We start from the raw sequence: 14,367 nt of genomic DNA on the forward strand, positions 1-14,367 counted from the left end.
TTATGAAACATGGTCTTTTTATTTTATCAATCATTTTTATGTCTTGTTTTGCTTGCGCACAACAAACCGAATCTACAGTAAAAGCTGAAGATCCAACCACTATAAACTACACGACAGAATTAGTTGTTTCCGATATAAATATACCTTGGGGAATAGCCTTTTTGCCAGATGGCAGCATGCTAATTACTGAAAAAGCAGGCGAACTTATTCACTTCAAAAACGGTACAAAAACTTCAATTTTGGGTGTTCCAGAAGTTTATGTACGTGGGCAAGGTGGTTTTATGGGCATTAAATTACATCCAAATTACGAAACTAATGGCTGGATTTATTTTGCTTACGCTTCTGCAGAAGGTGAAGGTGATGGTGGTAATACAGCCATTATGCGTGGTAAACTAAAAGACAATACTTTGGTTGACAAAGAACTACTTTACAAAGCCAGTCCCAACTCTAAAAGAGGTCAGCATTTTGGTTCTAGAATAGAGTTTGATAACGATGGTTATCTTTACTTTTCTATTGGTGAACGTGGTGAAGGCTCGCTTAACGCACAAGATATTACTCGCGATTGTGGTAAAATATACAGACTACATGATGATGGTCGCATTCCTGAAGATAACCCATTCGTTAATGTTCCAAATGCTAAAAAAGCCATTTACACTTATGGTAATAGAAACCCGCAAGGCTTAATAAAAAACCCTTTTACTGAAGAAATTTGGGAGCATGAACATGGCCCTAAAGGTGGCGATGAGATAAACATCATCCAAAAAGGAAAAAATTATGGTTGGCAAGTCATATCATACGGTATTAACTATGATGGTACTTCATTTACAGATATTTCAGAAAAAGAAGGCATGGAACAACCACTATTTTATTGGGTTCCATCTATTGCACCTAGCGGAATGGATTTTATAACCTCAGATAGATATCCTGATTGGAAAGGCGATTTATTAGTTGGTTCACTCAAATTTGAATATCTAGAACGTTTAGTTTTTGAAAATGGCAAGGTAGTTAAACGCGAAAAACTATTAGAAAAAATTGGTCGTGTTAGAGATATTGTTCAAGCTCCAGATGGCTATATTTATGTAGCAGTTGAAGGAAAAGGTATTTTTAAAATTATTCCAAAAAATTAAAAAAATCAATATATGAAATCATTTTTATTAAGCTTATTTATTTCATTTTCATTCGTAATTATAGGTAGTTCACAAACAAATGCTTTAAAATCAAGTATCGCTAGAGGTCAAGAAATTTATACCGATTTCTGTGTATCATGCCATTTACCTAATGGAAAAGGCGTAGAACGTGTTTATCCACCTCTAGCAAATTCAGATTATCTAAAAAAGAACCGAGAAGCAAGTATTAAAGCTATAAAATTTGGACTTCAAGGAAGCATTACCGTTAACGGAAAAAAATACAATAGTGTTATGACGCCGTTAGGGTTAAGTGATGATGAAATTGCCGATGTTATGAATTACATTTCGAACACTTGGGGCAATAAAAACGACAAAATAGTAACCGAAGCCGAAGTTTCAAAAGTTAAAAAATAAAACAAGAGTCTCATTAATTGACTTGCATTTAACTAACTTTGTAACGCCTAATTAAACAAAACTATTCATGCTTATTATAGGAATTGCTGGAGGAACAGGTTGTGGAAAAACAACTGTTGTAAATCAAATACTTAACGAACTTCCAGAAGGTGAAGTTGGTGTAATTTCACAAGACTCGTATTATAAAGACACCACCCATTTAAGTTATGATGAGCGTGTTAAAATTAATTTCGACCATCCAAGGTCTATCGATTTTGAACTTTTGGAAAATCATCTTAAAGATTTAAAAAACGGCAATCCCATACACCAACCTGTCTATTCTTTCGTTAAACATAATAGAACAGGCGATACTATTTTAACACACCCAAGAAAGGTGATGATAGTAGAAGGCATTTTAATTTTAACACATCCAGAATTGCGTGATATGTTTGATATTAAAATATTTGTACATGCCGATACTGATGAACGCCTAATACGCCGATTAAAACGCGATATTACAGAACGTGGTAGAGATTTACATGAAGTTTTAACACGCTATCAAACTACATTAAAACCCATGCACGACCAGTTTATTGAACCCATGAAAGAGTATGCCGATATTATAATACCAAACAACAAACACAATACAGTGGCTATAGATATTGTTCGCACTATTATAAATAACAAACTATAAATGAGTATTCTAAAACACAAATTATTAAAACCCTTCAAAAACATTTTTATCCTTATTTTGGCTGTTTTTGTAGTTTGGATGTTGTTTTTTGATGCTAACTCTTGGTTAATTCACCACGAATTAAACAATGATATTGATGCTCTAGAAAGTGAAAAAGAATACTATCAAAAAGAAATTGAAAAAGACAATAAAGCTATAAAAACCTTAAACAATAAAGAAGGCTTAGAAAAATTTGCTCGCGAAGAATACTACATGAAACGTGAAAATGAAGAAATTTATATTATTGAATATGAAGATAGCTTAAAAACAAAAAAAGATGACTAGTGGCTTGTTTGAAGATTTTGATGAAGTTTCAGCAAAACAATGGAAACAAAAAATTCAGTTCGATTTAAAAGGAGCCGATTATAATGAAACGCTTATTTGGAAAACAAACGAAGACATTTCAGTAAAACCATTTTACAATGCCGAAGATTTAAAAACACTTCCCGAAGTTTCAAACACAAAAGCAACCCAATGGCAAATTTGCCAAACTATTTTTGTGGCAGATGTTGAAAAATCAAATAAAAAAGCCATAAAAGCAATAGAACGCGGTGCAGAATCCATCATCTTCATCATCCCAAACAAAACAATTTCAATTGAAAATTTATTAAAAAACCTTCGTAATATTCCTGTTTTTCTAGAACTTCAATTTCTTTCAGAATCTTTCAATAAAAAACTTTTCACCATTTCTAACGCACTTGAAAAACAAGAAAACAAAGTTTACATTCAAACAGATATTATTGGAAATTTAGTAAAATCTGGAAATTGGTTTAATACGTTAAATGACGATTTTTCTAAATTTAAATCCATCATTAAACTCTCAAAATCGTTTCATATTAACGCATCCACATATCAAAATGCAGGTGCAACAATGGTGCAGCAATTAGCTTACGCTTTGGCACATGCCAATGAATATTTAAATGTTTTAGAAGGCGATTTTTCGAGTGAAGAAAAACAATCTTTTAAAATAACATTCAATATTTCAATAGGAAGTAACTACTTCTTCGAAATAGCAAAACTTCGTGCTTTACGCCTTCTTTGGAGTACTTTAGCTTCAGAATACAATATAACTGCGCAATGCCATATCATTGTTATACCAACAAAACGCAATAAAACTATTTACGATTTCAACACCAATTTATTACGCACCACAACCGAATGTATGAGTGCCATACTTGGTGGCGCAAACACAATTTGCAATTTACCTTACGATGCTATTTATAAAAAAACAAATAGCTTTAGTGAACGTTTATCGCGAAATCAATTACTAATACTAAAACACGAAAGCTATTTTAACAAAGTTAACAACCCTGCCGATGGAGTTTATTATATTGAAATATTAACCAATCAATTAGCTGAAAAAGCATTGACTTTATTTAAAGATATTGAACAACAAGGTGGTTTTTTAAAACAGTTGAAAGATGGTACCATTCAAAGAAAAATTAAAGAAAGCGCAAAAAAAGAACAACAGCAATTTGATGTTAATGAACACATTTTGGTTGGCACAAACAAATATTCCAACCAAAATGATAATATGAAACATGAATTGGAACTTTTTCCATTTGTAAAAACAAACCAAAGAAAAACGTTGACAGAACCTATTATTGAAAAGCGTTTAGCCGAAACTTTGGAACAAAATAGATTAAAAAATGAATAAAAACACATTCATACTGTACTCACTAATTGCAATTCTTGCATTAAACACATCTTGTTTAACCATCGCTAAAGACGTAAAAAGCTGGATTGAAGTTAGCAATATTGAAGAGGTAAAAGGCAAATATCATTTTTTAAGTGATGATGGTATCAAAATATATTTACCAGAGGCTTTTAAAAAATATTCAAGAGTTAGTTATGAAAAATTATTAGACTCTTTAGCAAGTAAAAAAGATTATGAATTAGAACTAAAACGGCTAGAATATCTTCGAGAAATGGAAGGTAATTTTTACATCTTTTTTGATGAAGAAACACGTTCTACCTATACAATAAATACCATGCCTTACATGCCTATTCATAAAGGCGATGCACAATATATTTTAGGCATGATTAGCATGAATAATAAAAAAATCGCTAAAGAAAGCGACTTAGAAATTACTAAAATAACTGCAAAATACAGTGCCAATAACGGCATACAAATTTTTAAGGCCATTCATAAAATTGACAATAATAAAAAACAACACACCAGTTACAATTCATCATATATCGTTTCTGCAAACAACAAAACGATATACATACAATTACTATCTGGTTTCGATGTTAATTTCGATCCATTTTTACAAAAAATCATTTTATAATGGGTAGAAAAAACCTTCAGCATATTGTTTTAAAAACAGAAGATGAAAAACAGAAGATTGATACTTCTGAAACTTTCACTAACTCTGAAGATATTGCTATTAAATCTACCTACACAAAACTTGATATTGAAAATTTAGAACACCTCAACTTTGCCGCAGGTATTACACCAAATTTACGTGGACCATACAGCACCATGTACGTTCAAAAACCTTGGACTATTAGGCAATATGCAGGGTTTTCAACTGCCGAAGCTAGTAATGCGTTTTACCGACGCAATTTAGAAGCAGGACAAAAAGGACTTTCGGTTGCCTTTGATTTGGCAACCCATAGAGGTTATGATAGCGATCATGACCGCGTAGTTGGTGATGTTGGGAAAGCAGGTGTTGCTATCGATTCGGTTGAAGACATGAAACTACTTTTCAACCAAATTCCGCTCGATAAAATGAGTGTTTCCATGACCATGAATGGTGCTGTTTTACCCATTATGGCATTTTACATTGTAGCTGCAGAAGAACAAGGTATAAAACCAGAACTACTTTCAGGAACAATTCAAAATGATATTTTAAAAGAATTTATGGTGCGTAATACCTACATTTATCCACCTACGCCATCCATGAAAATTATTGCTGATATTTTTGAATATACAAGCAAACACATGCCAAAATTTAACAGCATTAGTATTTCTGGCTATCACATGCAAGAAGCCGGTGCTACTTGCGATATAGAACTAGCTTACACCCTAGCCGATGGTTTAGAATATATACGAAAAGGATTGGAAGCAGGTATGGATATAGATGCATTTGCCCCAAGATTATCGTTCTTTTGGGCTATTGGCATGAATCATTTTATGGAAATTGCAAAAATGCGTGCTGCACGTATGCTTTGGGCTAAATTGGTAAAACAATTTAACCCTACAAATGAAAAATCATTATCACTTCGCACACATTGTCAAACCTCAGGATGGAGTTTAACCGAGCAAGATCCTTTTAATAATATTGCAAGAACCACTATTGAAGCAGCCGCAGCAGTTTTTGGAGGCACACAAAGCTTACACACAAATGCCTTAGATGAAGCTATTGCTTTACCAACCGATTTTTCGGCTCGAATTGCTAGAAACACACAACTTTTTTTACAAGAAGAAACCAAAATAACAAAAACAGTAGATCCTTGGGCTGGAAGTTTTTACGTAGAAAAATTAACCCATGATATTGCCGAAAAAGCATGGGCTTTAATTGAAGAAATTGAAGCGCTTGGTGGTATGACAAAAGCTATTGAAGCCGGCATTCCAAAAATGCGTATTGAACAAGCTGCTGCAAAAAAACAAGCACGAATTGATTCAAATCAAGATATTATAGTTGGTGTTAACAAATACATACTTACCCATGAAGACACCATTGCAACGCTTGAAATTGACAACCAAACCGTTCGGGAACAACAAATTGAGCGTTTAAATACCATTAAGGCTGAAAGAAATTCTGAAAAAGTAAACCTAGCATTATCGAAATTAACAGAGGCAGCACGCTCAGAACAAGAAAATTTATTAGCTTTAGCTGTAGAAGCAGCTCGCCAACGTGCTACACTAGGTGAAATAAGTGATGCACTTGAGCTTGTTTTCGGGCGTTATAAAGCAGATATTAAATCCTTTTCTGGTGTGTATAGTAAAGAAATAAAAGATGATGCCTCATTTAAAAAGGCTCAAGAATTAGCCGATACTTTTGCCAAACAAGAAGGTAGAAGACCGCGTATTATGATTGCAAAAATGGGGCAAGACGGTCATGACCGTGGTGCTAAAATAGTAGCAACAGGTTATGCTGATGTAGGCTTTGATGTTGATATTGGTCCGCTTTTTCAAACACCACAAGAAGTAGCAAAACAAGCCGTTGAAAATGATGTGCATATTTTAGGCATATCATCGCAAGCTGCAGGTCACAAAACTTTAGTACCACAAGTTATTGAGCAACTTAAAACATATGGACGTGAAGATATTATGGTAATTGTAGGTGGCGTCATACCAAAACAAGATTATCAATTTTTAAAAGATGCTGGAGCTACAGCTGTATTTGGTCCAGGCACAAAAATTAGTGATGCTGCCATACAAATTCTAGAAGTTTTGATAAACTAATAAAAACAAAAAGCCAATTTGTTTAATTACAAATTGGCCTTTTTTATAAATTTTCAAAATTCAGAATTAATCTACTTTACCGTCTTTATTCTTTATTTCTTGTTCAACAAAATCGCCAGCATTTACTACTGTCCATTTATCAAACGTTTTAAAGTATTTTTTTATTACTTTGTTTACATCGGCAACTGTTAATGATGTTATTTTGCCTTCAACAGCTTTATGAAATGCCATATCTCTATCATAATATAAATTGTTATTTATGATAGAAGATAACTCATTATCTTTAGCTCTAGAAACATTTTCACCTTGAACCCAACTGGTAACAGCTACTTTTAATTCTTCTTCCGTAATACCATCTTTAATAAAACGTGCTATTTCTTCTTTAAAACCAGTTTGTACTTTAGTCGCATTTTCAGGAGCATAAATAGCATAAACTAACATTGATGAGTTTTTATCATTTTTATCGCCATCAACACGTATTTGTCCGCCAGCACCATAACTAACTCCATCTTGTTGGCGTAAACGTGTCGTAATTCTAGAGCTTAAAACACCTCCACCAAAAATTTCACTAGCTATTTGTAAGGCTGCATAATCGTCATCAACTACACTACCTTCAAAAGGTAAAACACCTATGCTTATAGCATTTTTCTTGTCTGGTGTTTTTATGTTTTCGTTTACTGGCGTGTTTTGAGTAAACTTATCAGCTATTGGTGCATATGGTTTGTTCGATTTAAAATTAGCATATTCTGTTTCAAAATATTTTTTTAATTCTGACTCGTTAATATTCCCAATTGCAACTAAAGTTGCGCTATTAGAAAGTCCATAAAACGTATTGTAATAATCTTGTATTGCTTTTACAGAAACCGCTTTTACAGCTTCAATATCTTCTTCTATGGATGTAGCATAAAGTGGATGACCTTTTTTATACTTCTGGTTCAATAATGATAGCTTTTTACTGGCTAAAAATTGAGGTTCAGTTTTATTTTGCTCGATACCTGCTAATTCTTGAGTTTTAAGTTTTTCAAGTTCGTCTGCATCAAACTTTGGATTTTTCAACATATCGGTCATTAAAGCCAATGTTTCCATAAGATGTTCTTCAGTGGTATTAATATTTGCCGTTACACGACCGTTTGAACCACCAAAACTAATAGACGACTTTATAGCACTTAACTTATCTTCAATATCTTGTCTTGAGTTATTTTTTGTGCCTTTATTTAACATTCTAGCTGTATAACTTGCAACTTTTCCTTTGTTCATAAAGTCGTTTACATTACCAGTTCTAAATGTAAATGATAATGTAACTGTTTTTCCTCGATTATCTTTTTTAATAAAACCGTATTCAATAGGAGTTTTAGGTAAAGTACCAGAATCTAATCTGCTTTGAATATTATCATATGCTACATCAAACGCTTCACCTTCACCCAAACCTTCTTTTCCTTTATAACTAGCTACTAATGCCTCAACACCTTCTGTGTGTTCAATTTCTACACGAATTGGTTGTTTACTCGGAACAAAATTACCTACGGTTCTATTGGTGTTTATTAAATAACGTTGAACTGCCGCGTTTACTTTTTCGGCAGTCATACCTTCTATTCTATCGCGTTGAATGAATGATAGACGCCAATCGCCAGCACCAATAAATTCACTCATATAGGTACCTAAATAAGCCGAATTTCTACTTATTTGATCATATTGTTTTAACAAATTAGCTTTTGCTCTATTAACTTCTTCTGCAGTAATTGGGTTATCTTTTAAACCATCTAATAAGGTTGTTAGCATTGATTCTGCTTCGGTTAAAGATTTATCAGAAGGCACATCTACATTGATATATAAAAATGAAGGTTCTTTAGTAAATGGTGAATACGACCAAATTGATGCTGCTTTTTTACCATCAATCAAAGCTTTATATAATCTACCTGATGGTTGATCGGTTAAAACTTCCTCAGCAATTGCCATAGCCGCATAATCTTCATGAGAACCTGCTGCTATATGATAAAGTGCAGAAACTATTTGTAAATCGCCAACACGACTAACAGTTACACGATTTTCACCATCTTGTGCTGGTTCTACGGTTGGAACATCATTTAATGGTATGCTTGGATTTTTAATTTTTGAAAACTTTTTATCAATTAACGCTAAGGTTTTATCGGTATCAAACTTACCTGTTACCATTAAAACCGCATTATCTGGTCGGTAATATTTTTTGTAAAATGCTTGTAAATTATCAATTGGCACACGCTCTATATCCGAACGATTTCCTATGGTAGATTGTCCATAATTATGCCATAAGTAAGCTGCACTTATTACACGTTGCATTAAAACTCTAGATGGTGAATTCTCTCCGCTTTCAAATTCATTTCTAACTACTGAAAATTCAGATTCTAAATCTTTTTTAGCTATATATGAATTTACCATTCTATCAGCTTCTAAATCCAAAGCCCAATCTAAATTTTCATCATTTGCATTAAATGCTTCAAAATAGTTTGTTCTATCATAATAAGTTGTTCCATTTGGTCTTGCACCTCTTGCCGTTAATTCTTTTGGAATGTCTGGATGGTTTGGCGTTCCTTTAAACACCATATGCTCTAATAAATGCGCCATACCTTTTTCACCGTAACCTTCGTGTCTAGAACCTACTAAGTAGGTAATATTAACTGTAATGGTTTGCGATGAATTGTCTGGAAATAAAAGTACTTTCATGCCATTATCAAGCACGTACTCTGTTATGCCTTCAACACTTGCTGTTTTTTTAATTTGAGCTACAGAAATTGTTGAATACGCAACTAATGCTAAAAAAAGTAGCAGAAACTTAGTTTTTTGATTGATTTTTCTCATATGTATATTTTGTGTTTTTGTAAAATTAGCAAATTTTACTTTAAAAAGTATTAAATATACTACAAAAAAGAGTGAATCTTTAAGTATTTATCATCATAGCTTAAATCATATTTATTTAACTTATTTTTCGACAAACTGTTTACGATTAGGATTTTTATTCCTCATAAATAATTGTATTTTTACCGTTCATAAAACCAAATCATTTAATGGGCAAAATTATTGCAATTGCAAATCAAAAAGGAGGCGTTGGAAAAACAACAACATCCATAAATTTAGCTGCTTCACTTGGTGTGCTAGAAAAAAAAGTGTTACTTATTGATGCTGACCCTCAAGCAAATGCAACATCTGGAATTGGACTTGATGTAGAATCTATAGAAATTGGCACATACCAACTGTTAGAACATTCTAGCACCGCTAAAGAAGCTATACTAAAAACTGAAACGCCAAATTTAGATATTATTCCAGCGCATATTGACTTAGTTGCTATTGAAATAGAACTTGTTGATAAAGATGCTAGAGAATATATGCTAAAAAAAGCATTACAAGAAATTAAAAATGACTACGATTATATTTTAATTGATTGTGCACCTTCATTAGGTTTATTAACTTTAAACGCCCTAACGGCTGCAGATTCAGTTATAATCCCAATTCAATGTGAATATTTTGCACTTGAAGGTTTAGGAAAACTATTAAACACGATAAAAAGTGTTCAAAAAATACATAATTCTGAATTAGACATTGAAGGTTTACTACTTACCATGTACGATTCTCGATTAAGACTTTCAAACCAAGTGGTTGAAGAAGTTCAAAAACATTTTAACGATATGGTTTTTCAAACCATTATACAACGAAACGTAAAACTAAGTGAAGCACCAAGTTTTGGCGAAAGCATTATAAATTATGATGCATCTAGTAAAGGCGCTACTAATTACTTAAGTTTGGCAAAAGAAATTATCAATAAAAACGCTTAATTATGGCTAAGGCAATAAAAAAACAAGCTTTAGGCAGAGGTTTATCTGCACTCTTAAAAGATCCTGCAAACGACATTCAATCAGTACAAGATAAAAATGCTGATAAAGTTGTAGGTAATATAATTGAGCTAGATATTGATTTTATTGAAGTAAACCCATTTCAACCACGTTCAAATTTTAGTGAAGAATCGCTACGCGAATTAGCCTCATCCATCAAAGAATTAGGCATTATTCAACCAATTACTGTTAGAAAACTAGGCTTTAACCAATACCAATTAGTATCTGGTGAACGTCGTTTTAGAGCCTCAAAACTAATAGGTTTAGAAACCATTCCTGCATACATACGTATTGCAAACGACCAAGAATCGTTGGAAATGGCTTTGGTTGAAAACATTCAGCGTCAAGATTTAGATCCAATTGAAATTGCACTTTCATACCAGCGTTTAATTGACGAAATTAACCTTACGCAAGAACAAATGAGCGAGCGTGTTGGCAAAAAACGTTCAACCATAACCAACTACTTACGCTTATTAAAATTAGACCCAATTATCCAAACTGGTATGCGCGATGGTTTTATTTCTATGGGACATGGGCGTGCGTTAATTACCGTTGAAGACCAATCAATTCAGTTAGATATTTACGAAAACGTACTCTCAAATGAATTATCGGTTAGAGATACCGAAAATTTAGTACGCAACTACAATACCAATCAAGAAGTAAAAGTTTCTTCAAAAAAAGAAAAAGAAACAATTCCTAGCTATGTAAAAAATGGTATTAGTGCTTTTTCCGAATACTTTGGACACAAAATAGACGTTAAAGTTTCTAAGAATGGGAAAGGACAAATTACCATTCCGTTTCATTCAGAAGAAGATTTTAATCGTATTAAAAAATTAGTTGAAGGTGCCAAATAAACTTCTAACAACCAGCGTATTCGCACTATTATTTTGTTGCTTAATTACAGCGCAAGAAAAAAACAAGAAAAAAGAAACGCTTCCTGAAGCTATTGTTGCAGATTCGCTAGTTAAAATTGAAAAACCAATCAATCCATTATCACCTGCAAAAGCTGCATTTTATTCGGCAGTATTGCCTGGTTTAGGACAAGCTTATAATAAACGGTATTGGAAAATTCCAATTGTATATGGTGGTTTAGCTACTGGTGTTTATTTTTATACTACAAACAATAAAGAATACAATCGCTATAGAGATGCATATAAAAGTAGACTTGCTGGTTTAACAACCGATGAATTTTATTTTGACGTTCAAGGAAACCAATTAACTACACCTAGAGTATCTACAGATGGTTTACAACGCGGACAAAAATTTTACAAAAGAAACAAAGAAATTTCACTTTTAGTTACACTTGGCATTTATGCCTTAAACATTATTGATGCCAATGTTGATGCTCATTTAATGCAATTTAATGTAGATGAAAACTTATCTTTGGTGCCACATTTTAAAATGAATGAGATTGATAGAACAAGCAATCTTGGATTAACATTAAATTTTAATTTTTAATTATGAATATTGCTTTACTTGGATACGGAAAAATGGGAAAAACCATTGAGCAAATCGCCATTAAACGCGGACACACAATTGTTTTAACCGTTGATAAAGATGATGAAGGTTACGACATTACAAAAGCTGATGTTGCTATTGATTTTAGTATTCCAACAGTAGCATTTAACAATATTTCTAATTGCTTAAACAATGGTGTTCCTGTTATTTCAGGCACAACAGGTTGGTTAGAAAATTATGATAATGCCGTTGCTTTATGTAACCAGAAAAAAGGCGCTTTTATTTACGCTTCAAACTATAGTTTAGGTGTAAACATTTTTTTTGAACTTAATAAAACACTAGCTAAAATGATGAGTACCTTGAAACAGTATAATGTTTCTATGGAAGAAATTCATCATACACAAAAACTAGATGCACCTAGCGGAACAGCTATTTCATTAGCCAACGACATTATAGCAAATAATTCAAATTTTGAAGCTTGGAAACTAGATGAGGCTGCCGAAAAAACAATTCCGATTGTAGCAAAAAGAATTGCAGATGTTCCTGGAACACATACAGTAAACTATGAAAGTGAAGTTGACACAATCACTATAGAACATATAGCGCATACCAGACAAGGTTTTGCTTTAGGTGCTGTAATTGCTGCAGAATGGTTGGTTGGTAAAACAGGCGTTTTTACCATGAACGATGTGTTAAATATTGGTTAATCCTTACTTAAAACGTAACAACTATAGTAAGTTAGCTTCAAATAGAACAATTAAAAAATTACGATTATGACATTGATGCAATGGTTTATTTTCATCTTGATTATTCAAATAGTACATGGTTTAGGTACTTGGAAATTATACACTAAAGCTGGTAGACAACTTTGGGAAGCCTTTGTACCTGTTTACAATGGCGTTGTGTTAATGAAAATAATCAATCGCCCGTGGTGGTGGGTAATTTTATTGTTTTTACCAATAGTAAACCTAATCATGTTTCCTGTGGTTTGGGTTGAAACTGCTAGAAGTTTTGGAAAAAACACGAACTTAGACACCTTTTTAGCAGTTATTACATTAGGGTTTTACAACTACTACTTAAACTATGTTACTGATGTTAAATATATTGAAAACAGAAGTTTACATCCAAAATCGGGCGTTGGCGATTGGGTAAGTTCTATTTTATTTGCCATTGTTGCTGCAACCATTGTTCATACATATTTCATTCAACCGTTTACCATTCCATCTTCTTCATTAGAAAAATCGTTATTAGTAGGCGACTTTTTATTTGTTAGTAAATTTCATTATGGCGCCAGAGTTCCTATGACAACGGTTGCTGCTCCAATGGTACATGATACAATTCCTGTAATAAAAAGCAAATCATACTTATTTGATGACCATAAAGGAAGTTCTTCATGGAAAAACAAATTGCAATTACCATACCTTAGAATTCCGGGGTTTGAAAAAATAGAAAGAAATGACATTGTCGTTTTTAACCAACCAGCAGATACGTTGTTGGATATGAACGATTTTCATCCAGACAGAAATTATTACAAACCTATTGATAAAAAAACGAATTTAGTAAAACGTTGTGTAGGTATTGCAGGCGATTCTTTAGAAGTTCGTAATGGTTATGTATATATTAACGGAAAACAAAATGTTTTACCAGATAGAGCGCATCTACAATTTAGCTATTATGTACAACCAAAAACCACACAATTTAATCCGTTATACTTAAAAGAACGTTACGATATTACAGATGGTTTTGGCATTATAAACAACCAAAACACCTATTATTTCTCTGCTATTTCTGATGAAGCCAGAGACAAATTTAAAGACAACCCAAATGTTATAAGCATTACACCAATAAAAGCTGAAAAAGGCGTTAGAGACGCAAATATTTTTCCACACGACCCAAATTACAACTGGAATGTAGACTTTTTTGGCCCATTATACATACCAGAAGCTGGAAAAACTATTGATATAAATTTAAAAGTTTTACCACTTTATAAACGCGTTATTACTGAATATGAAGGCAATACATTGCAGGTAAAAGGCAATCAAATTATAATTAATGGTAAAGTAGCTACCAGTTATACATTTAAACAAAACTACTACTGGATGATGGGTGATAACCGCCACAACTCCATTGACGCACGCGCTTGGGGTTTTGTACCGTTTGACCATGTGGTTGGAAAACCTGTATTTATTTGGATGAGTTGGGATGGAAAAAAACCGCGTTGGGAACGTTTTTTTACAACAGTTGGTGGTAATGGAAAAGCAACGTCTTATCTTATTCCATTTCTTGTATTATTGTTAGGATGGATTGGGTTTAATAAATGGAGAGCTAGAAAGAAATAGATTACTTAATATGTTTATTTGTTCATGCGTTTATTTGTTG

13 protein-coding genes are annotated in these 14,367 nt (G+C 32.9%); 12 read left to right on the top strand and 1 reads right to left on the bottom strand.

The window, feature by feature from the left end:
* The first annotated feature begins 2 nt into the window (after window positions 1-2).
* The 7 genes from ACFQ1R_RS06815 (at window position 3) to scpA (ending at window position 6,667) form a co-directional block, all read left to right on the top strand.
* The gene (locus tag ACFQ1R_RS06815; protein ID WP_379925388.1) at window positions 3-1,127 is read left to right on the top strand and encodes a PQQ-dependent sugar dehydrogenase; all 1,125 of its coding nucleotides are present in this window, start codon (window positions 3-5) and stop codon (window positions 1,125-1,127) included.
* Between the two features lie 12 nt (window positions 1,128-1,139).
* Entirely contained in the window at window positions 1,140-1,541 is a 402-nt protein-coding gene (locus ACFQ1R_RS06820; protein WP_379925389.1) for a c-type cytochrome, read from the top strand.
* A gap of 67 nt (window positions 1,542-1,608) precedes the next feature.
* A complete protein-coding gene (gene udk / locus ACFQ1R_RS06825) occupies window positions 1,609-2,214 on the top strand; it encodes a uridine kinase (RefSeq protein ID WP_379925390.1) in 606 nt (201 codons plus the stop codon).
* Window positions 2,215-2,538, top strand: coding sequence for an FtsB family cell division protein (locus ACFQ1R_RS06830; RefSeq protein ID WP_379925391.1), 324 nt, complete (start codon window positions 2,215-2,217; stop codon window positions 2,536-2,538).
* Window positions 2,531-3,910 carry a methylmalonyl-CoA mutase subunit beta gene (locus ACFQ1R_RS06835; RefSeq protein WP_379925392.1) on the top strand — a complete coding sequence of 460 codons (1,380 nt, stop codon included), beginning with the start codon at window positions 2,531-2,533 and terminating at the stop codon, window positions 3,908-3,910. Before ACFQ1R_RS06830 ends, ACFQ1R_RS06835 begins: the two co-directional genes overlap by 8 nt.
* A complete protein-coding gene (locus ACFQ1R_RS06840) occupies window positions 3,903-4,544 on the top strand; it encodes a hypothetical protein (protein ID WP_379925393.1) in 642 nt (213 codons plus the stop codon). Before ACFQ1R_RS06835 ends, ACFQ1R_RS06840 begins: the two co-directional genes overlap by 8 nt.
* Window positions 4,544-6,667, top strand: a complete 2,124-nt coding sequence (gene scpA / locus ACFQ1R_RS06845; RefSeq protein WP_379925394.1) for a methylmalonyl-CoA mutase — start codon at window positions 4,544-4,546, stop codon at window positions 6,665-6,667. The genes ACFQ1R_RS06840 and scpA overlap by 1 nt, the downstream gene beginning before the upstream one ends.
* 66 nt (window positions 6,668-6,733) lie before the next feature.
* On the opposite strand, the gene ACFQ1R_RS06850 is transcribed toward scpA, so the two are convergent.
* On the bottom strand, window positions 6,734-9,502 hold the full coding sequence (locus ACFQ1R_RS06850) for a M16 family metallopeptidase (RefSeq protein WP_379925395.1): 2,769 nt from the start codon (window positions 9,500-9,502) through the stop codon (window positions 6,734-6,736).
* A gap of 206 nt (window positions 9,503-9,708) precedes the next feature.
* Between ACFQ1R_RS06850 and ACFQ1R_RS06855 the strand changes: the two genes are divergently transcribed.
* The 5 genes from ACFQ1R_RS06855 (at window position 9,709) to lepB (ending at window position 14,327) form a co-directional block, all read left to right on the top strand.
* Window positions 9,709-10,473 carry a ParA family protein gene (locus tag ACFQ1R_RS06855; protein ID WP_379925396.1) on the top strand — a complete coding sequence of 255 codons (765 nt, stop codon included), beginning with the start codon at window positions 9,709-9,711 and terminating at the stop codon, window positions 10,471-10,473.
* Between the two features lie 2 nt (window positions 10,474-10,475).
* A complete protein-coding gene (locus ACFQ1R_RS06860) occupies window positions 10,476-11,384 on the top strand; it encodes a ParB/RepB/Spo0J family partition protein (RefSeq protein WP_379925397.1) in 909 nt (302 codons plus the stop codon).
* On the top strand, window positions 11,374-11,988 hold the full coding sequence (locus tag ACFQ1R_RS06865; protein ID WP_379925398.1) for a DUF5683 domain-containing protein: 615 nt from the start codon (window positions 11,374-11,376) through the stop codon (window positions 11,986-11,988). The genes ACFQ1R_RS06860 and ACFQ1R_RS06865 overlap by 11 nt, the downstream gene beginning before the upstream one ends.
* 2 nt (window positions 11,989-11,990) lie before the next feature.
* The gene (dapB, locus tag ACFQ1R_RS06870; protein ID WP_379925399.1) at window positions 11,991-12,695 is read left to right on the top strand and encodes a 4-hydroxy-tetrahydrodipicolinate reductase; all 705 of its coding nucleotides are present in this window, start codon (window positions 11,991-11,993) and stop codon (window positions 12,693-12,695) included.
* A 66-nt stretch (window positions 12,696-12,761) separates the two neighbouring features.
* On the top strand, window positions 12,762-14,327 hold the full coding sequence (gene lepB, locus ACFQ1R_RS06875; RefSeq protein WP_379925400.1) for a signal peptidase I: 1,566 nt from the start codon (window positions 12,762-12,764) through the stop codon (window positions 14,325-14,327).
* Window positions 14,328-14,367: the final 40 nt, after the last annotated feature.

The organism is Mariniflexile jejuense, assembly GCF_042675665.1.
Classification (GTDB): domain Bacteria; phylum Bacteroidota; class Bacteroidia; order Flavobacteriales; family Flavobacteriaceae; genus Mariniflexile; species Mariniflexile jejuense.